Below are 23886 nucleotides of genomic sequence, written 5' to 3'. Positions count from 1 at the left end.
CTTCCCCAACGGCCTCGCGAGAACCGGGCTGAGCATGATCCACGGCGGAACGGCACCAGGATGCCTGAATGTCGGCGATCGCGCCAGGAACGGCACGTGCGCCTGTGGCGGGTGGGACGGGTGGTGCCGGTGTGAACGATTCGCGTCGCCGGCGACCGGGGATCGTCGTCGTCGGTCCCGTCGGTCAGCCTGCGGGGCGCCCGGTTCCGAGTGCGATGATCCGCTCGACCGCCCACTCTCGCACGGCGGCCGGCAGCGCATTGCCCGTCAGCGCCTCGAACACCCACAGGCCGTCGGCCGCGAGGCGCGCGACGAAGGCATCGAGCTCGGCCGCCCCGTCCGCACCATCGCCTCCGGCATCTCCCGACGGTTCCCCGTCCGGGTCGACCTCGGCAGGCACGGGCGGCGCCCAGTCCTCGATGACCCGGTTCCACGCCCCGACGAGGCAGGGGACGTCGACGGACTCGAGCAGGAGGAGCAGCTCGGCACGGGTCGGCGTGCTGGCGGTGCTGCGGACGTAGGCGGCCAGGCGCGCCTCCGCATCCGCCTCGGCCGGGTCACCGTCGACGAACGAGGCGATGTCCGCGTCCCACCGCGCGGCGAGGTGGTCGTGCATCGCGACGACCAGGGCGTCGCGGGAGGGGAAGTGGTAGAGAAGTCCGCCCTTGGTCAGCCCGGTCTCGGCGGCCAGCGACTCATAGGTCAATGCCCGCAGTCCGTCGCGCCCGACGATCGTGGCGGCGGCGTCGAGGGCACGGATGCGGCTGCTCGGGCGTGCCATCACTCGTTCCCCTCGAAGCTGCTGGCTGCGGTTCCAGGGCCGTGATGCCGCAGCAGCAGTGCCGCTGCCGTGGCCGCCACGACGAGGGCGAAGGCCACGACGGAGAGGATCACGAGGTACGCCTCGTCGAAGGCGGCGGACGCGGCCTCCATCAGGCCGGGCACGACGTCGGCGACCTCGCGGGCCGCCCCGATGCTCTCGCCGGCGGCCACCGGCGCACCGTCGGGCAGGACCACCCTCGCCGCGTACAGCAATGACGACAGGCTGCCGAGCACGGCGACGGCGATCAGCCCGCCGAACTCGTAGCTCACCTCCTCGACGGAGGCGGCCATGCCGGCCCGGCGGGGCGGTGCGTTGCCGAGGATCGCCGTCGAGGCGACGGCCATCGAGGCGCCGAGCCCGAGGCCGGTGAGAACGAGTCCGACGACGAAGATCGCGAGCCCCATCTCCGTCCCCATGATCGACACGACGATCCCGAGACCGGCGACGGCAAGGCCGCCGGAGACCAGCACCCGGAGGCCGAGGCGATGAAGGAAGAGGCCCCCGAGGAGCCCGCTCGGCAGCGATCCGACGGCGATCGCGGTGACCAGGAGCCCGGCCTCGAGCGGGGTGTACCCGGCGACGAGCTGGAATCGCTGTGTGGTGAGGAGCTGGACGCCCCCGATGGCGAACATCGCGGTGACGGCCGCGAGCACGCCGGCGGAGAAGGCGCGGTTGCGGAAGACCGAGAAGTCGAGCAGCGGGTCGGCGAGGCTGCGCTGCCGGCGGACGAAGAGCACCCCGGCGACGACGGCGACCACGGCCGCCGCCCCGACGGTCCCCCATGCCTGCGGCTGGTGGAAGGCCTCCTTGATCGCGAGCACGGCGCCGCTGAGCATCGCGAGCGCGAGGACCGAGGACAGGACGTCGAAGGACCTCGACGAGTCCCGAGGTGCACGCGGCGCAACGCACGGGGTGACGACGAGGGCGAGGACGACGATCGGCACATTGACGAGGAAGACCGACCCCCACCAGAAGTGCTCGAGCAGCAGACCGCCGATGATCGGGCCGATAGCGAAGCCGATGAGCGAGATGCTCCCCCACACGGCGATGGCGAAGTTGCGTTCGCGGACGTCGTCGAAACCGAGGCGCACGAGCGCGAGCGTCGCCGGCATCATCGCCGCTGCGCCGACCGCGAGGAAGGCCCGGGCAGCGATGAGGGCGCCCGCCGTCGGGGCGAAGGCCGCCGCGAGCGAGGCGAGGCCGAAGACGACGAGCCCGCCGAGGAACATGGTCCGGTGGCCGATCCGGTCCCCCAGTGCGCCGGAGCCGAGGAGCAGGCCCGCGATGACGAGCGGGTAGGCGTTGATGATCCACAGCGACTGGGACGCGGAGGCGCCGAGCTCGGCCGTGAGGGTCGGCAGCGCGGTGTAGAGCACCGAGTTGTCGAGCGTGATGAGGAGCAGGCCAAAGCTGACCGTGGCGAGCAGGAGCCAGCGGCGGGAGCCGGTGGCGGGTCTCGAATTGTCGGTGGGGCGTGGATCGGTCGCGGTCACGCCGAGTTACTATACCGTACGTACGGTCTAGTAACTAGCGTCAGGCCATCATCTCGCGCACGGCCTTCATGGCCTTCTTCTTCACGGAACGCTCGAGTCGGTCGAGGTAGAGCATGCCGTCGAGGTGGTCGAGCTCGTGGAGGATGCAGCGGGCCATCAGCTCCTCCCCCTCGACGACGACCTTCTTGCCGTCGAGGTCGGTCCCCTCGGCGCGTGCGTACCAGGCGCGCTCGGTGGGGAACCAGAGCTCGGGGACCGAGAGGCAGCCCTCGTCGCCGTCCTGGTAGTGCTCCTCGTCGACCGCGACCAGGGTGGGATTGAGGATGTAGCCGATCTCGTCGTCGATGTTCCAGGAGAACGCGCGCAGGGAGACGCCGATCTGGTTGGCGGCCAGCCCGGCCCGCCCGTCGTGGTCGACCGTCTCGAGCAGGTCCTCGACGAGCTGCTTGACGGTGTGGTCGACGTCCGTCACCGGGTCGCACACGGTGCGCAGCACGGGGTCACCGACGGTCCTGATCTCACGCATGGCCATGGCGCTCATTGTTCCACCGGGTCGGGGCGCCTCCGGCTCGCGTCGCAGCGGTGCCGGGCACCCGTCGGTGAGTCTGCCCACAGGTCGCGTCCCGGGCCGGATTCGGGGCCCGGAGCGCCGCGGCTGTTTGTTAGAGTCGGTCGTCGCACGATCCCGCGTAGCTCAATGGCAGAGCATTCGACTGTTAATCGAACGGTTGTTGGTTCGAGTCCAACCGCGGGAGCACCCGGGCCCGGGATCCGATCGGATCCCGGGCCCTTCTCGTCCCTCGGGCACGCGTCCGGAATGTTCTCGCGCCCGTCTCGGTTCGGTCGTAGGGTCGCTCGCGGCCCACCGGATCCGTGCCGGCCGCCAGCCGGACTCCTCCGGCCGCCATTACCGGCTGACGCACCGCGTCGGCCCCGGACGACCCGCCGCCCGGCACCACCGCGGCCCGTCGCCACCCGCACCACCCGCACTCCGACCGGAGACCTCATGTCATCCCGCACCACCACCTCCACCCGCGCGGAGGAGTTCGTCGATCCCCGCGCCATGAAGGTCATCTGGCTGCTCCTCGTCGCCGCCTTCGTCGCGATTCTCAACGAGACGACGATGGGCATCGCGGTCCCCGACCTCAACCGGGACCTCGGCCTCGACCCCGAGCTCGGGCAGTGGCTGACCAGCGCGTTCATGCTGACGATGGCCGTCGTCATCCCCACCACCGGGTTCGTGCTCCAGCGCTTCACCACCCGCCAGGTGTTCCTCGCCGCGTCGAGCCTGTTCACGTTCGGCACACTGGTCTGCCTCGTGGCGCCCGGCTTCCCTCTCCTGCTCACCGGGCGCGTCGTGCAGGCCACGGGAACCGGCATCATGCTGCCGCTGCTGATGACGACGATCATGAACGTCGTCCCGCCCGGCTCCCGGGGCCGGATGATGGGCCTGGTCGGCATGGTCATCTCGCTGGCCCCCGCGATCGGCCCCACCCTCTCCGGCGCCGTGCTCGAGACGCTGAGCTGGCGCTGGCTCTTCGCCATCGTCCTGCCGATCGCCGTCGTCTCCCTGCTCCTGGGCGCCCGCTGGATGACGAACCTCGGCGAGACCACCCGCCCCTCCTTCGACCCCGTGTCGGTCGTCCTCACGGCGCTCGGCTTCGGCGGCACCGTGTTCGCGCTCAGCCAGTTCGCGGCGGAGGGCGAGGGCGGGCTCGCCGGGCAGCTCGGCATGTCGACCGTCGCGTTCGCGTCCTCGGTCCTCGGTGTCGCGCTCGTCATGCTCGGCCTGTTCGTGTGGCGCCAGCTCGTGCTCCAGCGCACCGACCGGGCGCTGCTCGACCTCCGCGTCTTCACCTCGCGCAACTTCACGATCGCCGTAGGCATCATGGCGATCGTCGCGCTCGCGATGTTCGGCACGCTCAACCTGCTGCCACTGTTCCTCCGGGACGTCGCCGAGCTCGACGCCCTCCAGTCCGGCCTCATCCTCCTGCCCGGTTCGCTGGTCATGGGTCTGCTCGCCCCGGTCATCGGCCGGATCTACGACGCGCGCGGCCCCCGGGCGCTCCTCGTCCCGGGCACCACCCTGCTGACGGGCGGGCTGCTGTTCTACGGGACGATCGGCCAGGGCACGCCCATCTGGCTCATCGTCGTGGTCCAGACCGGCATCTCGCTCGGGCTCGCGATGTCATTCACGCCGCTGTTCTCGGCGTCCCTCGGGTCGCTCCCCCGCCCGCTGTACTCGCACGGGTCGGCGGTCCTCAACACCCTGCAGCAGGTGGCCGGCGCCGCGGGCGTGGCGGTGCTCGTCGGGCTGTACTCCGCCGTGCTCGGCGCCAACCTCGACGACGGTCTGCCCAGGGCCGCCGCCGGCGAGCCGGGCGCCCGCACGGGCTTCCTCGTGGCCGCGGGCTTCGCGCTCGTCGCCGCGGTCCTCGCGTGGTTCATCCGCACGCCAGAGGACCAGGAGGAGCACGACGACGCCGAACCCCCGTTGGGATCCGCGCTCCCGGACGAGGCCCATGCCCCGACGACGGACCCCGGCGGTCGGCCCACCGTCTCCCGGGACCCGGCCGGTCAGGGTCGCGCCGACGATCGCGAGGTGCCGGTCGACGTCGTCGGCTGACCGCCTGGCGCCACGACACGTGAACGGCCCTCGGCCACCCGGGTACCGCCGGGCGGCCGAGGGCCGTCGTCGTTGTCCGCAGCGTCCTATGCGAGGGCGTCGAGCCGCTCGCGGATGTCGGCCTTGACAGCCGGCGGGGCCCAGCTGATGTCGACCGCGTTGCGCTCGAGCCGGATCAGCTCCTCCGCGGTGAACCCGGACTCGTTCGCGAGGACCGCGAGGTTCTCCTGGACGTACCCGCCGAAGTAGGCCGGGTCGTCGGAGTTGATGGTGATCCGGATGCCGGCCTCGAGGCAGCGGCGGATCTCGTCGGCCTTCGTGCCGTCGCCGCAGAACGTGTTGGAGATCGGGCAGGAGGTGAGCCCGATGCCGCGGGTGACGAGCTCGGCCGTGAGCGCCTCGTCCTCGAGGACGTTGGTGCCGTGGTCGATGCGCTCGACCCCGATCTCGTGCAGCACCTGGCGGATGTGCTCGATCGAGTTCTCCTGGTCCACGTCGCAGTGCATCGTCAGCCGGTAGCCCTCGCGGCGGGCCCGGGCGAACACGTCGGTGAACTTGCTCGGCGGGTTCCCCTTCTCGTCGGAGTCGAGCCCGACGCCGACGATCCACTCCTTGTACGGGAGCGACTCGAGCAGCGTGGCCATCGCGTAGCCCGCCTCGAAGTCGCGCAGGAAGCACATGATGAGCGCACTGCGGACACCGAGCCGGTTCTCGGCGTCCTGCTGGGCGCGGCGCAGGCCACGGACGACGACGTCGAACGGCACGCCGCGCGAGGTGTGCGCCTGCGGGTCGAAGAACATCTCGACGTAGGCGACGTTCTGGGCCGCCGCGCGCTCGAGGTACTCCCGGGCGAGGTCGTAGAAGTCCTCCTCGGTGAGCAGGACGTTCATGCCTGCGTAGTAGATCGCGAGGAACGACGGCAGGTCGTCGAAGTCGTAGGAGGCGCGCAGCTCCTCGACCGTGTCGTACGGCTTGTCGAGGTTGTTGCGCTCGGCGAGCCGGAAGCGCAGCTCGGGCTCGAGCGTGCCCTCGATGTGCAGGTGGAGCTCCACCTTGGGCAGGGCGGTGAGGAAGTCGTCGTCGACGGTCATGACGCTACTGTCGCCGGTGCCGGGCCGCGGTGTCGAGTCGGGCGAGCCTCTTACTCCCCCAGCCCGACGGCGCCGCGCGCCTCGGCCTCCGCTGCGAGGATGACCTGGGCCTCCTCGGTGTCGCCCGCGAGCGGCCCGGTGGTCGTCGTCTGGGAGAGCAGCTCCCCGTCCTCGCCGCGGCGGATGTGGACGTGCACCTCGGACCCGTTCGGCAGCTCCCGGCGCAGGGTGTGGACGAGCGAGGAGGTCACTCGCTCACGGACGACGTCGGCGAGCGCCTGGACGTCGTCGTCCTTGGTGCGCAGCTCGAGGACCGGTTCGCTCGTGTCGACGTAGGTGACGGAGAAGAGCCGCGACTCGCCGTCCCAGCGCGCGTGGAGGATCTCGTGCCAGGGCCGGCGCAGGCGCTGCTCGCCCGCGGTCGCGATGACGAGCGCGACGGGCGAGGCGAGGGCCCAGGACCCGTCCGCGAGCCCGGAGGCGGCGAGGAGCGGGTCCTTGGCGAGGTGGGCGCGGACATCGGCGGGCGGGAGGGGGCGACGACGACGCATGGTCTCACGCTATCCGGGAACGGCACCGGACATGGGGCCGGTCCGTGGTGCACCCCTGGTCCAGCGGTGGCGTCGGTCCGGCGGTGGCGTCAGTCCCCCGGCGCGGCCTCGGCTGCGGCCGCGATGTCGGCGAGGTCCTGCGTCATCATCTTCTTCGACATCGCCATGCCGATGCGCTCGGTGACGGCGCCCAGCAGCTTGCGCAGCCCGCCGGCCGAGGTGTCCTCGCCGCCGAAGGTCATGGTCAACCGGGTGCCCGTGGGGATCGGTTCGAGGACGAAGGTAGTCCCGTAGGTGGCGCCGCGGGCGTTGGCGGCGAGGGTGGTCGAGCGGGGCTCGTCGACGGCCGTCACCCACATCTCCTCGGTCTCGGAGCCGCCCATGAACGTGCGGGTCTCCTTCCAGCGAGTGCCCACGCGGTACGGGCCGTCGGTGAGCATCTCGATCGAGCTGACGCCGCTGAGGACCTGCTCGCTGCCGGCGGGGTCGGTGAGGATCCGCCAGACAGCCTCGGGGGGCGCGGCGATCTCGCGGGTGAGCGTGAGCGTGCGAGCGGCCATGTCGGTCTCCGTCCGGGGCGCGGGCGCGGTCAGGTGCGCGCCCTGGGGCTCAGGCTAGGGGCTCCGTGGGCGGACGGGACCGGGTCCACGCGGTCGTGCACGCACGTGGGTCCGTGGGTCCAGGGCCGCGCGCCACGGTGGCGACGTGCGCGTCCGCGCGTCCCCCGCCGAACTAGGATGGGACGCCGTGGCCGACGCCCCCGCGCGAGCGGGAGGCGGCGTGGCCGCGCGCCCCTGTAGCTCAGCCGGTCAGAGCAGCGAACTCATAATTCGTCGGTCGCGGGTTCAAGCCCCGCCGGGGGCACCGTTCTCCCATCACCCGGGCTCCGTGACCGTCGCCGCGTCAGCCCGCGAGGATGCGCTCGAGGTCCGCGCCCCGCGCGTAGGAGGCCTGCGTGCCACGACGCGTGACCGAGTCCGACGCAAGCGCGATGCCGAGGCGGGTCGCGTCGGCCGGCGCAGCGCCGCCGGCCAGGGCGAACGCGAACCCGCCGCAGAACGCGTCGCCCGCGCCGGTGGTGTCGACCGCCTCCACGGCGGGCGCCTCGAGGCGGGTGAGGTCGCCGTCGTGCACGAGGAGGGCGCCGCGCTCTCCCAGGGTGACCACGAGCGAGGCCCCGATCCGTTCGCCGAGGGCGACGGCGTCGGCCTCGAGGTCCTCGACGCCACGCCCGAGCTCTGCCTCGAGCAGGATGGCGAACTCGGTCTCGTTGGGGATCACCCAGTCGGTCACCGCGAGCACCCCGGGGTCGACCGCCGCGGCCGGTGCGGGGTTGAGGACGGTGATGCCACCGGCCCCCTTGGCGCGCTCGAACCCACGGCGGATCGTCTCCTGCGGCACCTCGAGCTGGCTGAGCACGAGGTCGGGGCCCCCGGCGTCGTCGAACGCGTCGTCGACGTGCTGCGGGGTCAGCCGCTCGTTCGCGCCGGGGGCCAGGACGATCCGGTTGTCGCCGTCGGGGTCCACGAGGATCATCGCGATCCCGCTGTGCGCGTCGTCGATCTCCACGACGTGGGTCGCGTCGATGCCGAGACCGCGGAGGTTCTCCACCGTGTCGCGCCCGAACGAGTCCCCGCCGACGGCGCCGACCATCGACACCTCGGCCCCGAGGAGCGCGGCCATGGCGGCCTGGTTGGCACCCTTGCCACCGAAGCCCTGGGCGAAGTCCTTCCCGAAGACGGTCTCGCCCCGCTCTGGCATGCGCCCGAGGTAGGAGACGAGGTCGGTCATCGAGCTGCCGACGATCATGATGCTGGGTCCGGTCACGGTGGTCTCCTCGTCGTCGATCGGTGTCCTCGCACGGTATCCGCGCCCGGGGCACATGCAGGTCAGGCGACCGACGCGGCGGTCTGTGGCACTCGCGCGTCCGTGCGCGCTCGTGGCGACCTGCGCATATCGTGGCCCGGTACCCGTTGCCGACGAACGCCGACCGAAGGCCTGGTCTCGGGTGCCGGACACGACCGAGGACGATCGAGGAGGGCACGATGTCGAACGACGGGACGTGGGGACAGCCCGGCGGCACCCCGCAGCAGGGCGGCTGGGACCAGAGCCAGGGCGCCGGTACGCCGCAGCACGGCGGCTGGGACCAGTCGCAGGGTGCGGGAACGCCGGCGCAGGCCGGCTGGGACCAGGGTCAGGGCGCGGGTGCTCCCGCGGCGGGCGGCTACGGGCAGGGGGCGGACGGCGCTCCGGCGGGCGGCTACGGGCAGGATGCCGGCCACGGCCAGCCACCCGCCTACGGGGCCGCGGGCGCCTACCCGGCCCAGGGCGGGTACGGCCAGGGGGCCGGCTATGGGCAGGGCGGCTACGGCCAGCCCGGCTACGGCCAGGGCACCGGTGCCCCGAACGATCCCGGGAACGGCGACCGCGGCGGCTCGGGCGGCGGGAAGGGCTGGCTGTGGGCGATCATCGGCGTCCTCGTCGCCGCGGCCCTGGCGGTCGGCGCGTACTTCCTGTTCTTCACGGGTGACGACGACGAGTCGTCCGGCGACGCGACCGACGAGGCGACGACGAGCGCGCCGCCGGAGGAGGACACGACCGAGGAGTCCGAGGAACCCACCACCGAGGAGTCCGAGGAGCCGACCACCGAGGAGTCCGAGGAACCCACCACGGAGGACACCGAGGAGCCGACGACCGAGGAGTCCGAGGAACCCACCACGGAGGAGTCGAGCCCGCCGTCCGGCGGCACGGCCACCGTCCAGCAGTTCACGGTCGGCGAGTGCCTCGACATGGAGGGGGCCACCGGACAGGTCTCCGAGCTGCCCGTGATCGACTGCGCGGAGGAGCACGACGGCGAGGTCTACCTCGTCCACACGTTCGAGGGCGACGAGTACCCGGGCGACGACCAGGTCGGCAGCGAGCTCGAGTCGGTCTGCGCGGACGCGTTCGAGGGCTACGTCGGCACCGACTACGCCTCGAGCGTGTACTTCGTCCAGCTCCTCACGCCGACCCAGAGCACCTGGGACCAGGCCGGCGACCGTGAGGGCATCTGCATCCTCACCACCCCGGCGGACACGACCGGTTCCGCCGAGGGAAGCGGCAACTGACCTGACACATCGGCGCCGCGCGGGACACGCGCGGCGCCGACGCGGTCATGGCGCCCAGGTCGGGGACGGACCGTTTGGGTCCGGTAACGTTCGCCCGTGGCGTCAGCCGCCCTGACCGGCGGGGGCGTTCCGCCCGTGGACCGGCGGTGCGGCGGGTGACGAGGTGGAGAACAGACGTGTCGAACGACGGCCAGTGGGGCAACCCGAGCGGCTATCCGCAGCACGGGGCACACGGCCCGCAGCCCGATCATTCCCAGCAGCACGGCCGTCCGCAGCCGCCCGACCACGATGGGCACGGGCCGGGTGTCGGACCTGGACGCCCCGGCGGTGACAGGGGCTGGCTGTGGGCGCTCATCGCCGTCGTCGTGACGGCCGCGCTCTGCACCGGGGTGTACTTCCTGTTCCTCGACGGTGACGACGACGAGAGCACCTCCGCGGAGGGGCAGCGGGAATCGGACACTGTCACCGCAGTGGCCCCGCCGACCCCATCGGCCCCAGCTCCCACCGCTGCTCCCGCACCCACCCCCGGCAGCGAGGAGCCCAGTACCACCGAGAGCGACGGGTCCGGCGGTCCGACGGTGGTCGACGTGCCGATCGGTACGCCGTTCATGACACACAACGGCGGGGTCGTCACGCTCGACTCCGTCGAGGAGGACTTCACCTGCGGCAGCGACGTGCGCGGCCTCAGCGGGGCCTACGCCCTCGAGTTCACCGTCGTCGGCAGCTCGACCGCGGGCACGTCGGCGCCGGTGCCCGGCACCACCCTCGAGTCGTCCTCGGGGAGCATCGGAGGGTCCTTCAACACCCTCGCGTGCCTGGCGGACTCCTCCCGCGCCCTGCCCGGGTTCGTCGACGCCGGCGAGACCGCCACGGGCCTCGTCATCGTCACCCCACCCACCAACGGAGCGTTCACGCTCGAGTACGACCCGTCGATGGGGGTCGACCGGCAGGACACCGAGATCTCCATCGCCCGCTGGTCGATCAACTGATCCCTACCCGGGCGGTCGGCGCCGGCGAGGGCTGCACGGGGGACGACGCCGGAGGTGGCCCGGAGGACGCCGGCGAGCCGACCGGTTGCGACCACCTCGCCCGGGTTCTCGACGTCGCCCCACCTCAGCCGGGGTCCACGGCACGGGTGAGGACTCCCCATCGGGGAGCGGTTGCCCGGCTCGGACACCGTTCTACGGTGGCGCTGCCCGCCGGGACCGGCGGGCGGCGCGGCAGGTCCTCGACCGGCCACGTGGCGGGCGCAGCGGTGGAGGTCAGACGTGTCGTACGACGGCCAGTGGGGTCAGCAGGGCGGGTTCGGCCAGCAGGGCGGCTACCCGCAGGGCGACTTCGGACAACAGGGCGGGTTCGGCCAGCAGGGCGGCTACCCGCAGCAGGGCGGATTCGGCCAGCCCGGCGGCTATCCCCAACAGGGCGGGTTCCCCCAGCAGGGTGGCTACGGCCAGCAGCCCGGCTACGGCGGCCCTGGTCAGTCCGGCGGCTCCGGCGGAGGCAAGGGCTGGATCTGGGCGATCGTCGCCGTCGTCGTGGTGGCCGCCCTCGGTGCCGGGGCCTACTTCCTCTTCGTCGACGGGGACGACGACGAGACAGCCTCCGGCGGTGACCAGCAGGGCGGGGTGACGGCGCCGTCGATCCCGGGTGGCGACATCCCGTCGATCCCGGGTGGCGACATCCCGTCGATCCCGGGCGGTGACATCCCGTCGGTCCCCGGTGGCGACGTCCCCTCGATCCCCGGTGGCGACGGATCCGGCAGCGTCACCGTCGTCGACGTCCCGATGGGCACCCCGCACCAGACCTACGACGGCGCGACTGTCACGCTGAACTCGGTCGAGCGCAACATCACCTGCGACGGGTACGCCAGCGTCTCCGGCGAGGTCGTCGCGCTCGAGTACACGGTGACCGCGAGCCCGAGTGCCAGTGCATCGGCGCCGATGCCGGGCATCACCCTCGAGTCGCCCGAGGGAACGATCGACTCCTTCTCCACCATCGGCTGCCTCGCCGACACCTCCCGCGAGCTGCCCTCGTACATCGAGCCCGGGCAGACGGCCACAGGACTCATCCTCGTCGAGGCACCCACGAGCGGCCCGTTCACGCTCGAGTACGACCCGATGTTCGGCATCGCCATGCCCGGCACCGAACTGACGGTGGCTCGCTGGTCGGTCGACTGACCCGCCACCTCAGGCCCTCCTCGGCGCCCCGTCCGCACGTGCGGCCGGGGCGCCGTCGCGTCGGGCGACGCCGGGGCCGCACCACCGCGTCCGTCGGCCCACGGCCGAGCCGAAGGACCTCCTGCGTCCAGCGGCGTCGAGGTCCGTCGAGATCTGTGCGGATCGCCCGCGGCGACGACCACGCACATCGCCGCGGGGCTAGCGTGACGAGCGTCCGCCCCACCGGCGGGCCCGGGGGCGGACGGACCGTGCCGGCCCCGGTGGTCGACGCGGAGGTCGGCATGGCGGACGACGACGGGCCCGTCGGTACCGGGTACCTCGCCCACTTCTTCGACGACGACGAACCACCCACCGCCGCGACCGGTGAGCTGCCGGCCGATCTCGCCGACCCTCGCTCGACCGACTACGCGGCGCGAACCGGCTACCCCTCGAAGCCTGTTCCTCGACTCAACGCGTTCGGGCACTCGGGATCGCCGGGCGACGCGCCCTCGACCGCCGCCGGGAACGGAGCTCCGGGGTCCGAGACGTCCGACCAGCACGAGAGCGTCCGGCCATGGCTCCTCGCCGGAGCGGCGTCCGTCATCGCGGCCGCCCTCCTGGGCTACTGGTTCGTGGCCGCCACCGACCGGGGACCGAGCGACGCCCTGCTCCGCGCGCCCGCCGCCACCGCGGGTCCCACCACGACTGTCCCGGGCGCTCCCCCGCCCACCTCGCCTCCGGCCACACCCTCGCCCTCGCCCGAGACCGAGCCCGAGCCCGACGCCGGACCCCCGACGTGGACCGTCCCGGTTCCCGCGGTCCCGCCCGGGACGTCGATCCCGCTTCCACCGGCCACGCCCGGGTCACCTGGCACGCCGGGGTCACCGGGCGCCTCCTCGGGCGACCCTGCCCAGGACCTCGCATGGCTCCTGCAGCTCCTCCAGGGCTCCGCCGCGGGCGCGGACACGGGCGGCGGCACCGGTACCGACGCGGAGGTCGTCGACGTCGCCGTCGGGGAGACATGGACCGCGGACGACGGCACGACCTACGCGCTGACGGCCGCCGAACGGGACGTGACCTGCGCGGTCGACGGCGCCGTGGCCGGCGAGCTGGTGGCCCTCGAGGTGACGGTCACCGTGCCGGCGGACGCCCCGGCACCGGTCCTCACCCCGATTCCCGGTCTCGGCCTGTCCTCACCGGACGGGCCGCTGCTCCCCGCCCCGGCCTCGTGCCTCGCCGATCCGTCGGACGTGCTGCCGCCGACCGCCTCGCCCGCGCAGACGGTCACGGGGACGGTGCTCATGGTCGCTCCCACGCAGGGGCGTCTCGTCCTCGAGCTCGACCCGGACGTGCTCAGGCACGGCTCCCCCGACCGCACGCTCGCGCGCTGGACGATCGACTGACACGAACCGGGCCCCGCGTCCCGCGCCCCCGGGCGGGGCGGGCAGCACTCCCCGGCGACGTCGACGCGCCCGGGGTGTGCCCCGGTCGTAGGCTGACGGGCGTCGTCCGGCCGGGCGGCAGACCTGGGAGGACACGATGAGCAACGACTCACGCTGGCGGCGCGAGGGCAACGCCTTCGAGCAGCCCGACGGCGACGCCACGAGGCCGATCCCGGCGGACTCCGCCGCGGCGCAGGGCGCGAGCCGGTACGACGCGGCTCGGGGTGCCGGCGGGTACGGCGCGGCGTCGCAGTCCGGCGGCGCGTCCGCCCCGGGCGCGTCGGGTTCGCACGCGGCGACCGGCGGCGAGGGAGCCTCGGGCTACCCCTCGTCCGGCGCCGCCCCGACCTACGCACCCTCGTACGGCGGCGGGTCGGGCGGCGGCGGCGACTACCCGCCCGGCGACGACCGCCCGCAGCGCGGAGGCGGCTTCCCCTGGCTGGCGGTGATCCTCGGCGTCCTCGCGGTCGCCGTCGCCGCAGCCGCGGTGTGGTTCTTCCTCCTGCGCGACGGCGACGAGAACGGTGGCGAGGAGCCCACGCCGGACGACTCCGGGATCGAGGCACCGAGCGGCGAGGCCGGTTCCGACGGGACCGACGGCGAGGAGGAGAGCTCCGACGACGAGGCCCCGAGCGACGACGAGGACGAGACCGAGGACGAGACCGACGAGAACTCCGAGACCGAGTCGGGGCCCGACTCCGAGAGCCCGTCCGACGACGCCGACACCGACGAGGACGACGAGTCCCCGTCCGACGACGGCTCCGGCGGCGCGGACGACGCCACGGTCCTCGAGATCGGCGAGACCCACACGTTCGACAACGGCATGGAGATCACGCTCGACGAGGCCGAGCGCGACGCGCAGTGCCTCACCTCCCCCGGCACGCCGCACACGGCCCTGACCTTCACCGTGTCCGCCGGCGAGGACGAGGTGGTTCCCACCGTCCCGCCGCTGCCCGGCATCACTCTGTCGACCTCCGAGGGCGACCTCAGCCCCACGGACGGCATGGGCTGCAGCACCGGCGACTCGATGCCCCCGGTCGTCGACGGGGGCGAGGAGGTCACGGCGACGATCTACGTTCCCGAGCCGTCCGACGACTCGTTCGACGTCCTCTTCCGCCCGGCCGCCGGCATCGTCACCGGCGAGTCCGAGTCCCTCGCCTGGACGATCGACTGACCCACCCGCCGCGACACCTGCGGACGCGCCGGCGTCCGCCCACCACGGCGCTCGTTGGGCCCGCTACGGCGAGCCGAGCGAGCGCCGTCGTGACTCCAGCTCCATGAGAGCGGCGAACCGCTCGGCGTAGGCGGGATCGTCCGGGTCCGTGCGCTGCAGCGTCCCCTTCGCGTCACCGATGAGCCGGGTCAGCCCCATGCGGACGAGCGCGACGACGACGCCGCGGGCGTAGTCGGTCAGCGCGTCCGGGCGGTCCTGGGGAAGCGGGGCGACCGCCATGCCGGTCACGGAGTCCGCGACGGGACCGACGGCGTTCTCCCGCACCGCCTCGACCCAGTGGGCAGCGGCCTCCCGCTGGGCGGCCTCCTCCCCTGCGCCCGCGCGGCGGCGCTCGGCCAGGTGCGCCGCGAAGGTCGCCACGCCACCGGCCGCCCGGATCGCGTCGTGTGCCGCGCGGTACGAGGGCACGGTGAACGTGTCGGCCGCGAGCGAGTCGAACCCGGCGGCCGCCGCCTCGGCCGGGAGCTGGAGTGCCACCTCGAGGACCTGCCGCTCGAGGCGCGCCACGGGATCCTCGGGGCCGCGTCCACCGCCGGCTCCTGCGGAGGTCTCCCAGGCACCGCCCGAGGGACCGGATCCGCCCGGCTGCCCGCCCGGCCGTCCGTTCTGCCCGCCCGGGCGACCAGTCTCACCGGGTGCGCCGCCCGCCCGGCCCGGCCCACCGGCGTCGGGCACGGACGACCCTCCGGGGGCGCCGGCGCGCCGCGCCGAGCTCTCGGCGCTACGGACCGCCTGGCGGACACTCACGTCGTCCATGCCGAGCCAGCCCGCGAGCTGGCGGGCGTACTCCCCGCGCAGGGCGCGGTCACGGATCGCTGCCACGACCGGCGCCGCCGCCCGCAGCCCCGCCACACGCCCCTCCGCGGTCCCGAGGTCGAGCGTGGCCAGGGCGGAGCGGATGACGAACTCGAACAGCGGCTCGCGCCCGGCGACGAGGTCGCGGACGGCCGCGTCGCCGCGCTCGAGGCGCAGGTCGCAGGGGTCCATCCCACCGGGCGTGACCGCGACGAACGTCTGGGCCGCGAAGCGCTGGTCCTCGTCGAACGCGCGCAGGGCGGCCTTCTGACCGGCGGCGTCGCCGTCGAACGTGAAGACGACCTCGCCGCCTCGCGCGGAGCCCGCCGTCATGACGCCGGAGGCGGCGTCGCCGACGTCCCCGAGCAGGCGCCGGACGATGCGGACGTGGTCGTCGCCGAAGGCCGTGCCGCACGTGGCGACCGCGGTGGTGACGCCGGCGAGGTGCGCGGCCATGACGTCCGTGTACCCCTCGACGACGACGACCTGCCGCCCGCGGCCGATCTCCTTGCGAGCGAGGTCGATCCCGTAGAGGACGTGCGACTTGCGGTACAGCGGGGTCTCGGGGGTGTTGAGGTACTTCGGACCCTGGTCGGACTCGAGCAGGCGTCGCGCGCCGAACCCCAGCGTCTCGCCGGAGGTGGAGCGGATCGGCCAGACGAGTCGCCCGCGGAACCGGTCGTAGACGCCGCGCTGCCCCTGCGAGACGAGCCCGGCCGCGAGGATCTCCTGGTCGGTGAGCCCCTTGGAACGCAGGTGGCGCAGCAAGTGGTCCCAGCCCTCGGGCGCGAACCCCACGCCGAAGTGCGCGGCAGCAGCCTGGTCGAACCCGCGCTCGGCGAGGAACGCGCGGGCGGGAGCGGCGCCGGGCGAGGCGAGCTGCGCGACGAAGTACTCGGCGGCGATCCGGTTGGCCTCGACGAGCCGACGACGCCGGCCGGGCTCCCCCTGGGACCGCTCCCGGGGTCGGCCGTCCTCGTCCTCGCGGCGGAGCTCGACCCCGACCCGGTCGGCCAGCATCTCGATCGCCTCGGCGAACGAGAGTCCTTCGATGCGCTGGACGAAGCTGACGACGTCGCCGCCCTCGCCGCACCCGAAGCAGTGCCACACGCCCACCTGCGGGCGGACGTGGAAGGACGGCGTGCGCTCGTCGTGGAAGGGGCACAGGCCCTTCATCGACCCGACGCCGGCGGTGCGCAGCGTGACGTGCGCGCCGACGACCTCCTCGATCCGGACCTTCTCCTTGACCGCCTCGATGTCCTCGCGGCGGATCATCCCCGCCACTCAGTACACCTCGGAGAGCATCCCGCACAACCGGGCGTGCCACTGCTGGGCGGATGTGTCGGTGAGGGAGGCGATCTGGTCGACGACGACGCGCAGCCGTTCGTCGTCGGACCCGACGCCGTGCCAGCGCTGGGCGAGGTGCGGCTCGAGCTGGTCCGGGCCGCCCGCGGCGAGGGCGTCGGCCAGGTCGAAGATGATCGTGCGCTGGGCGAGGTAGAGCGGCTCGGTCTCGCGCGGCGCCATGACGTAGTGGGCGGCGACGCCCTTGAGCGCGAGGATCTCGGCCTCCGTCTCCCGGGGCACCACGAGGTCGGCCGCGTAGCGCGCGAGGGGATCCTCGCCGTGCCGCTCACGGGTGGCGTCCTCGGCGGCGGCGCAGAACCGGCCGATGAGCTGGCTCGCCATGTCCTTGAGCGCGGCGAGCGAGGCCCACGTGTGGTCGAAGACCCGCGGGACGACGGGCAGGGCGAGGACGCGGTCGAGGGCGGCGCCGATCTCGTCGTCGCTCAGCTCGGGGTCGTACCAGGCTCGCACCTGCTCGACGACGCCGTTCTGCGCCCGGTCGGCCCGCACGACGCCGAGGTCGACGCGACCGCCGGCCACCGCGTCCTCGACGTCGTGCACCGAGTACGCGACGTCGTCGGCCAGGTCCATGACCTGGGCCTCTAGGCAGCGGCGCCTGTCGGGGGCGCCCTCGCGCAGCCAGGCGAACGTCTCGGCGTCGTCGGCGTAGACGCCGAACTTGCCCGTGGGCCGGCCGTCGGCGCGCACCGGTCCCGCGCCGGCGGCCCACGGGTACTTGACCGAGGCATCCAGCGTGGCGCGCGTGAGGTTGAGGCCGGCTCCGGTGCCGGAGTCGGTCATGATCTTGGGCTCGAGCGAGGTGAGCAGCCGCAGCGTCTGGGCGTTGCCCTCGAAGCCGCCGATGCCGGCCGCGACCTCGTGCAGCGCCCGCTCGCCGTTGTGGCCGAACGGCGGGTGGCCGAGGTCGTGGGAGAGGCAGGCCGCGTCCACGACGTCCGGGTCGCAGCCGAGGGCCTGGCCGAGCTCGCGGCCGACCTGCGCGACCTCGAGGGAGTGCGTGAGGCGGGTGCGGACGAAGTCGTCCGAGCTCGGGCCGAGCACCTGCGTCTTCGCTCCGAGGCGACGCAGGGCCGAGGAGTGCAGGACGCGGGCGCGGTCGCGCTGGAACGGGGAGCGCCGCGGGTTCTTGCCCTCCTCGGGCCACCAGCGGTCCGCGTCCGCCACGACGTAGGGGGCCGGGACGGACCTCGCCCGTGCCACCTGCTCCGCCGATGCGCTCACCGCTCGAGTCTATGCGGCCGCGCCGATCTGGACGGTCGCCCCTCCACACCCCACGAATGAGGGGACTTTCCTTCACGAGTGCGGGGGGCGTTCGGCGAGTGAGCAGAGTTCCGCCTCGCCATCACCCCCCTCCTCCGACGACGAAGCGGGCCCCGCACCCATAGGGTGCGGGGCCCGCTCACTGGTCGGATCGACATCCGCTCACTCGTCGGTTACGTCAGCGGCGGATACCCAGGGTGTCCGCGCCGTCACCGTTCCAGTCACCGACGAACACCTCGTCGCCCGAACGGCCGTAACGAACCTCGCGGTCCGCCCACCCACCGGTGGGGGTGTTCGACATCAGGTACAGGTTCCCGCGACGCGAGGCGAACGTGTCGCTCCCGTTCCCGTCCCAGTCACCCACGAGCACCTGATCGTTCCCACGGCCGTAGGTGAACTCCGCGTCCGCCCAGCCACTGGCCAGGCTGTTGGACACGAAGTACCGGGCCCCACGACGCACGGCAAAGGTGTCCGTGCCGTCGGCGTCGTAGTCGCCCACGAGGACCTGGTCGTTCGCACGGCCGTAGTCCAGCTCGGTCTCCGCATCCCCGCCAGTGAGCTCGTTGGTCAGGAAGTAGGAGTTCCCACGCCGCACCGCGAAGGAGTCCACGCCGTCACCGTCCCAGTCACCCACGAGCACGGTGTCCCCGGACCGGCCGAAGGTCAGCTCCACGTCCGCGTTCCCGCCGTACAGGGAGTTGGACAGGAAGTAGGCGTTCCCACGACGAACGGCGAGAGTGTCGGACCCGTCGCCGTCCCAGTCACCGACCAGGACCTCGTCACCCGGGCGACCGAAGGAGAACTCGTGGTCCGCCCAGATGTCCCAGCCGTCGTTGAGGTAGAACCCACGACCCGGCGACGGCGGAACCGGCTCACCCGGATCCACCGGCGGCTCCTCGTCGTCGGGCACCGTGATCTGACCGAGCTGGTCGCCGGAGCGACGCTCGCCGAAGCCGTGCGAGACGGCGAACTCGCGGGTGCCCGCGGCCTCGTCGACGAGGGTCGGCTCGACCGTCCACGTCCCGTCCTCGGCCACGACGGCCTCGCCGGTGAGCGCGCCGCTCAGGACGACCGTCGCGCCGGGCGCGCCGGTGCCCGTGAGCGCCGGGACCGATCCATCCGCCCCGACCTCGAGCTCGCCGTTCTCGATCTCGAAGGCCTCGACGTCGGGCCGGTCGATGAGCCACTCCCCCGGCTCGGTGGCGCGGTCGATGACGCGGACCTCGCCGACACCGCCGTGCCAGCCGGAGCCGATCGCGTCGTCCGTCATGGCGGCGCCGATCATCCAGGGGTAGCCCTCCTCGAAGGACATCCCGTTGCCGTCGCTGATGTTGCGCAGGATCGGCATGCCGTCGACGTACATCGTCACCGAGCCGTCGGCGGGGTCGTTGACCATCGCGAGGTGGTACCAGTCGTCGGACGTGATCTCGCCGGACCAGGCGCTGCGGTCACCGGTCGTCGGGTCGCCGGGGACGACCGACCACTGGAACTCCCGGAGGTTGGAGAACCCGATCGACGCGGGCGAGTGGGTGTAGTCCCAGATCTGCGCCATGCCCGGGATGCGGGACCGGTTGCCGGAGCGGGCGAGCGCGCGGGTCCACGCGTTGTCCTCGGCCGTCCAGTCCTCGGCGATGTTGACGAACGCCTCGATCGTGTAGCCGTTCTCGAAGGACGCGTTCGTCACCGGGACGCCGTGCTCGGTGGTGAAGTAGCTGAACCGGTTGTCCGCGTTGGACGAGTTGTCGAAGCAGATGCCGGCGTCGGACGACGAGAAGGCGTGCGCCTCGCACAGCCGCACGTCCTCCTCCTGGGCGGTCGGCGAGGTGTCGACCGGGCCGCGCGCCATCGCCTGCTCCTCGAGCACGACGTCGGGCAGCTCCGTCCCATCGGGCAGGACGTCCCCGATCGCGGCGTCGACGAGGTTCGGTCGCCAGTGGGCGAGCGTCCCGTCCACGCGCACGTAGTCCTCGGTGGAACCCGGCTCCGCGCGGTCGACGGCGGGGACGCCCTCGAAGCCGTCGAGGATGAGGGCGCGGGCGCGCTCGCGCAGGGAGGTCTCCTGGCCGTCGCCGGGCTCCCACTCGGCGTTGAAACCGGCGAAGCGCTCGTCGAAGTCGATGTCGACGCTGAACTCCTCGTTCGGCGCGTCGAGCAGCGGTCGGTCGTGGACGGTGAGGTCGGCTGCGTCCTTACCGACCACCCACGGCGACGGCGCGAGCACGTCGATCGAGTCGTTCTCGAGGTTGAACTCGAGCAGGCCGAGGTAGCCGTTGCCACCCTCGTAGGCCATCTGCCAGTCCTGCAGGATCTGGATGACGTCGTTGCCGGCGTCGTTCTGCACGACCCGGTGCGCCGAGCCGTGGTTGTGGCCCGAGAGCGTGAGGAAGATCTGGTCGTTGTCCCGGATCAGGCCCTCCCACAGCCGCTCGCCGTTGCCACCCGTGACGGCGGTGACGCCGTCGGAGTCGACGCCGAGGATCTCGTGCGAGGTGAGGATCGTCGGCAGGGTCGGGTGGTCGGCCATGACCTGGTCGGCCCAGGCCAGGGTCTCGTCCGACGTCCGCCAGGCGAGCGCGAGCACGAGGTACTCCTGGCCCTCGGCCTCGAACACGTGGTACTCGCTGAAGCCCGACGGGTCGCGCCCCGAGTCCGGCGACTGCGCCGCCGAGCGCTCGGGGGAGAACCAGCGCAGGAACGGCTCGTCGTCGGCGAGCTCGGTGTCGTTCGCCGAGCTGTTGAGCAGGTCGTGGTTGCCGGGCAGGACCGAGTACGGCAGTCCCGCGTCCTCGAGCACCTGGTGGGCGGCGTCGGCGATCTCCCACTCGGCCTCGACGCCGGCGCGGTCGACCAGGTCGCCGAGGTGGGTGACGAACGGGATGTTGAGCTCGTCGTGCACCTCGGCGAGCCACTCGGCCTGCGCCTGGTACGGGTTGGTCCCGTAGCGGGGCTCGAACTGGCTGGCGCCGTACCGGGAGTAGAACTGCGTGTCGGGCAGGGTGGCCAGGGTCCAGCGGGAGCCGTCGGGGACGGCGTCCTCCTCGGGCGCCGCGTCACCCTCGGTGGCCGGCTCGGCCTCCGGCGTGGGTGGGGTGTCGGGGGCGGGCTCCGACATCGCCGGGGGCACGACGGCCCCGGCGAGCATGGTGGTCAGCAGGGCGGTGGCGGCGACGGCCGCCGTTCGTCGAGCTCGTGCGTGCACGACTCTCCTTGAGTGTCTCGATCAGGGGTTGGGAACGCCGGCGGCGCTCCTGCGCCGAGGCAACCACCGCCCGCTGAACGTCAGGGAGCCACCCGGTGAACCTGACGCGGGCGCCGGACTCTCGCACATCCGAGCGGCGGCGCTTGGTCACGAACGAGACCGGGGCCAGAATGGTCGGCGATGCCCCTCGCGACGATCACGACCGACGCCGCCACCACCGGGTCGCGCGCCACGCGGATGCTCCACCGCCGGCCGAAGGCTCCGATGCCGTGGTGGTCGACGGCCGCGGTCTACGAGACCGCCGAGCTGCGCACGGTGGCCGCGATCGACGACGTCGCCGCGCACGTCCCGCACGTCGCCTCGCTCGGGTGCGACACGCTCCTGCTGACGGCACCGGAGCTCGACCCGCGTCATCGCCAGGTGGCCGACGCCGTCGGCGCCGTCGTCCGCAGGGCCCATCGGCGGGCGCTCCGGGTCGTCGCCTCGGTGCTCCCGATCCACCCGTCCGACACCGACGCCGCGCACCTGTCCCGCGTGGGCCGCTGGCTCGCGCTCGGGGTGGACGGGATCGACCTGGGCATCGCCCGGGGCACGAGCGACCCCGGAGCGCTCGGCCTCGATCAGGCCGACGCCGCCGCGCCGGGCACGACGACGCCGACCCTCGTGCGCCACCCCCGTGGCGCGGACCCCGGCGCCCTGCAGGCGCGCCTCGCCGAGCGCGGTTCCGGGGACCGCCCCGACGCCGAGGCGGCGCTCACCGGTGCCGTGCGCGGGCTCGACCTCGCGGCCTACACCGAGGTGCTCCACGAGGACTGGCTGCACGCCACCCGCGACGACCGCCTCGCCCGCACCAGCTGGGACGCACCCGCCGTGGGTGAGACCCTCGCCCAGGTCTTCGGCGTCCACGAGCCCCTCGGCGCCCGCCCTGCCTGGGCCCTCGCGACCGGCCGGCACCCGGTCCCGACGCCGACCTGGGCGCACCGCCCCTCCCCCGAGGAGAACGCCCGACGGGTGCGCGCGATGACGGCGCTGTCGATCATGCTGCCCGGCGCGGTCTATCTCCGGCAGGGGATCGAGCTCGGCGGCCAGGTCGCCCCCGGGGGCGGCGCCACCGGCGGGGGCACGAGCGGCACCCACTCCGACGACGATGCCGCCACCGGCTCCCTCGCCGCCCTCGTCGCGGCCCTGGCCCCCGACCGCCACCGGGACGACTCCCCCTACGAACGGCTGCGGGCGTGGCTGCGCCTGCGCCGCGAGCTCGGTACGGCCTCCGGCTACCTGGGCGTGCTCGACGTCGACGTCGACGCGCTCGTGCTCGCCCTCGACACCCGTCACCTCGTCCTCACGCTCGGCCCGGACCCGGTGGCGGTGCCGCCGAACGCGCTCGTCACCCACTCCTCCGCCGGCGTGCTCGAGGAGGACGGTGCGACGGTGCTCGAGCCAGGCACCGCCGCGCTCCTCCGGATCACCTGAGCCGGACGCGCCCCTGCGCAGCCGGGCCCCGGACCTCCTCGACACCACCGCATCTCCTCGGCGGGCACCGACACAGGTTCCGCTGCGCTCACATGAGCATCTGTCCGCGGCGGCGCGGACCCGGCCTTCGCACCCCGGCGGCCCGCGCCTAGGATGAGACTGCAGCGCTCGACGCTGAGAACTTCTCACATCGCGGTGAGCACGCGGCCCGGGACCACCGACTCCCCCGCCGCCGGGCCCACCGCCCGAGACCCACGAGGTACGTCATGTCCAAGGCGAAGAAGATCATCAACGACCCCGAGCACCTCGTCGACGAGGTGCTCGACGGTCTCGTACTGGCCTCGCACGGCTCCCTCACGCGCGCGCCGGGCTCGCGCGTGCTCGTCCGCGACTCGATCGAGGCCGGCAAGGTCGGTCTCGTCGTCGGCGGCGGCTCCGGCCACGAGCCCATGTACACGGCCTACGTCGGCCAGGGCCTCGCCGACGCGAGCGTGGCCGGCAACGTGTTCGCCGCCCCGGCGCCGCAGCACGTCCAGGAGGCGATCGTCGCCGCCGACCAGGGCAAGGGCGTCATCCTCCTCTACGGGAACTACGCGGGCGACGTCCTCAACTTCGACATGGGCGCCGAGCTCGCGGAGGACGACGACGACATCGCCACCCGCACCGTGCTCGTCAACGACGACGTCGCGACCGACGACCCGGACACCCGACGCGGCATCGGCGGCGCCTTCTACGTCGTCAAGATCGCCGGCGCGGCGTGCGCCGAGGCGGGCTCCCTGGAGGAGGCCGAGGCGCTGATCGTCAAGGCGCAGCAGGCCACCCGCACGCTCGGCGTCGCGGTCCGCGCGGGCTCCCTCCCGGAGACCGGCGAGCCGACGTTCGAGCTCGGCGACGACGAGATCGAGATCGGCCTGGGCATGCACGGCGAGATGGGCGTCGAGCGCTCCGCGATGATGACCGCCGACGAGCTGACCGAGAAGATGGCCGACAAGCTGATCGCCGACCTGCCCTACTCCTCCGGCGACCGGGTCGCCCTGCTCGTCAACAACCTCGGCGCCACCACGCTCATGGAGCTGTTCGTCGTCAACCGCAAGGCCCGCGAGCTGCTCGAGGCCCGGGGCATCGAGGTGGTGCGCACCGACGTCGGCTCGTACTTCACGTCCCAGGAGATGGCGGGCTTCTCCCTCACCCTGCTCCGGCTCGACGACGACCTCGAGCGACTCCTGGCCGCCCCCTGCCGCTCGCTGCCCTACTCGCAGGCCTGAGCG

General features: G+C 73.1%; 18 protein-coding genes and 2 tRNA genes. 10 read left to right on the top strand and 10 right to left on the bottom strand.

Annotation, left to right across the window (positions count from 1 at the left end):
* Positions 1–184: 184 nt before the first annotated feature.
* Genes ACZLMO_RS07355 through def form a run of 3 tightly spaced genes read right to left on the bottom strand, consistent with a single transcriptional unit; the run spans position 185 to position 2848 of the window.
* Positions 185–781 carry a TetR/AcrR family transcriptional regulator gene (locus ACZLMO_RS07355; protein ID WP_463653340.1) on the bottom strand — a complete coding sequence of 199 codons (597 nt, stop codon included), beginning with the start codon at positions 779–781 and terminating at the stop codon, positions 185–187.
* Positions 781–2316 carry an MFS transporter gene (locus ACZLMO_RS07350; RefSeq protein WP_463653339.1) on the bottom strand — a complete coding sequence of 512 codons (1536 nt, stop codon included), beginning with the start codon at positions 2314–2316 and terminating at the stop codon, positions 781–783. The genes ACZLMO_RS07355 and ACZLMO_RS07350 overlap by 1 nt, the downstream gene beginning before the upstream one ends.
* 40 nt (positions 2317–2356) lie before the next feature.
* Positions 2357–2848 (bottom strand): peptide deformylase, encoded by a 492-nt coding sequence (gene def, locus ACZLMO_RS07345; RefSeq protein WP_425713226.1) that lies wholly within the window; start codon positions 2846–2848, stop codon positions 2357–2359.
* Positions 2849–2999: 151 nt separating this feature from the next.
* Here def and ACZLMO_RS07340 point away from each other — a divergent pair.
* Together ACZLMO_RS07340 and ACZLMO_RS07335 are read left to right on the top strand one after the other, a co-directional pair.
* A tRNA-Asn gene (locus ACZLMO_RS07340) sits at positions 3000–3071 on the top strand.
* Positions 3072–3322: 251 nt separating this feature from the next.
* Positions 3323–4942, top strand: a complete 1620-nt coding sequence (locus ACZLMO_RS07335; RefSeq protein ID WP_425713225.1) for an MDR family MFS transporter — start codon at positions 3323–3325, stop codon at positions 4940–4942.
* 86 nt (positions 4943–5028) lie between these two features.
* Here ACZLMO_RS07335 and add read toward each other — a convergent pair whose 3' ends face one another.
* From add to ACZLMO_RS07320, 3 genes are all read right to left on the bottom strand, one after another.
* Positions 5029–6033 (bottom strand): adenosine deaminase, encoded by a 1005-nt coding sequence (gene add, locus ACZLMO_RS07330; protein ID WP_425713224.1) that lies wholly within the window; start codon positions 6031–6033, stop codon positions 5029–5031.
* 50 nt (positions 6034–6083) lie between these two features.
* Positions 6084–6584 carry a hypothetical protein gene (locus tag ACZLMO_RS07325; RefSeq protein ID WP_463653338.1) on the bottom strand — a complete coding sequence of 167 codons (501 nt, stop codon included), beginning with the start codon at positions 6582–6584 and terminating at the stop codon, positions 6084–6086.
* 89 nt (positions 6585–6673) lie between these two features.
* A complete protein-coding gene (locus tag ACZLMO_RS07320) occupies positions 6674–7144 on the bottom strand; it encodes an SRPBCC family protein (RefSeq protein ID WP_463653337.1) in 471 nt (156 codons plus the stop codon).
* A 230-nt stretch (positions 7145–7374) separates the two neighbouring features.
* On the opposite strand from ACZLMO_RS07320, the gene ACZLMO_RS07315 reads away from it, so the two are divergent.
* Positions 7375–7448 (top strand) — tRNA-Ile (locus ACZLMO_RS07315).
* A 39-nt stretch (positions 7449–7487) separates the two neighbouring features.
* Here ACZLMO_RS07315 and ACZLMO_RS07310 read toward each other — a convergent pair.
* Positions 7488–8411: a ribokinase gene (locus ACZLMO_RS07310; RefSeq protein ID WP_463653336.1), complete on the bottom strand. Its 924-nt coding sequence runs from the start codon at positions 8409–8411 to the stop codon at positions 7488–7490.
* A 218-nt stretch (positions 8412–8629) separates the two neighbouring features.
* On the opposite strand from ACZLMO_RS07310, the gene ACZLMO_RS07305 reads away from it, so the two are divergent.
* From ACZLMO_RS07305 to ACZLMO_RS07285, 5 genes are all read left to right on the top strand, one after another.
* Positions 8630–9691 (top strand): septum formation family protein, encoded by a 1062-nt coding sequence (locus ACZLMO_RS07305; protein ID WP_463653335.1) that lies wholly within the window; start codon positions 8630–8632, stop codon positions 9689–9691.
* Between the two features lie 176 nt (positions 9692–9867).
* A complete protein-coding gene (locus ACZLMO_RS07300; protein ID WP_425713220.1) occupies positions 9868–10680 on the top strand; it encodes a hypothetical protein in 813 nt (270 codons plus the stop codon).
* A 279-nt stretch (positions 10681–10959) separates the two neighbouring features.
* A complete protein-coding gene (locus tag ACZLMO_RS07295) occupies positions 10960–11868 on the top strand; it encodes a hypothetical protein (RefSeq protein WP_425713219.1) in 909 nt (302 codons plus the stop codon).
* A gap of 203 nt (positions 11869–12071) precedes the next feature.
* Positions 12072–13250 carry a hypothetical protein gene (locus ACZLMO_RS07290; RefSeq protein WP_425713218.1) on the top strand — a complete coding sequence of 393 codons (1179 nt, stop codon included), beginning with the start codon at positions 12072–12074 and terminating at the stop codon, positions 13248–13250.
* Between the two features lie 136 nt (positions 13251–13386).
* Positions 13387–14463: a hypothetical protein gene (locus ACZLMO_RS07285; RefSeq protein WP_425713217.1), complete on the top strand. Its 1077-nt coding sequence runs from the start codon at positions 13387–13389 to the stop codon at positions 14461–14463.
* 63 nt (positions 14464–14526) lie between these two features.
* On the opposite strand, the gene dnaG is transcribed toward ACZLMO_RS07285, so the two are convergent.
* The 3 genes from dnaG to ACZLMO_RS07270 form a co-directional block, all read right to left on the bottom strand.
* A complete protein-coding gene (gene dnaG / locus ACZLMO_RS07280) occupies positions 14527–16602 on the bottom strand; it encodes a DNA primase (protein WP_425713216.1) in 2076 nt (691 codons plus the stop codon).
* The gene (locus ACZLMO_RS07275; protein ID WP_463653334.1) at positions 16603–17907 is read right to left on the bottom strand and encodes a deoxyguanosinetriphosphate triphosphohydrolase; all 1305 of its coding nucleotides are present in this window, start codon (positions 17905–17907) and stop codon (positions 16603–16605) included. It lies immediately after the preceding gene.
* Between the two features lie 217 nt (positions 17908–18124).
* Positions 18125–21145 carry a metallophosphoesterase gene (locus ACZLMO_RS07270; RefSeq protein WP_463653333.1) on the bottom strand — a complete coding sequence of 1007 codons (3021 nt, stop codon included), beginning with the start codon at positions 21143–21145 and terminating at the stop codon, positions 18125–18127.
* A 180-nt stretch (positions 21146–21325) separates the two neighbouring features.
* Between ACZLMO_RS07270 and ACZLMO_RS07265 the strand changes: the two genes are divergently transcribed.
* Complete coding sequence (locus ACZLMO_RS07265) at positions 21326–22618, top strand: alpha-amylase family protein (protein WP_463653332.1); 1293 nt, start codon at positions 21326–21328, stop codon at positions 22616–22618.
* Between the two features lie 266 nt (positions 22619–22884).
* The gene (locus tag ACZLMO_RS07260) at positions 22885–23883 is read left to right on the top strand and encodes a dihydroxyacetone kinase subunit DhaK (protein WP_463653331.1); all 999 of its coding nucleotides are present in this window, start codon (positions 22885–22887) and stop codon (positions 23881–23883) included.
* The last annotated feature ends 3 nt before the right edge of the window (positions 23884–23886 follow it).

The organism is Georgenia sp. G2120, assembly GCF_055326485.1.
The sequence above is the reverse complement of the archived record's forward strand: the minus strand, read 5'-3'. Positions and strand labels throughout refer to the sequence as shown.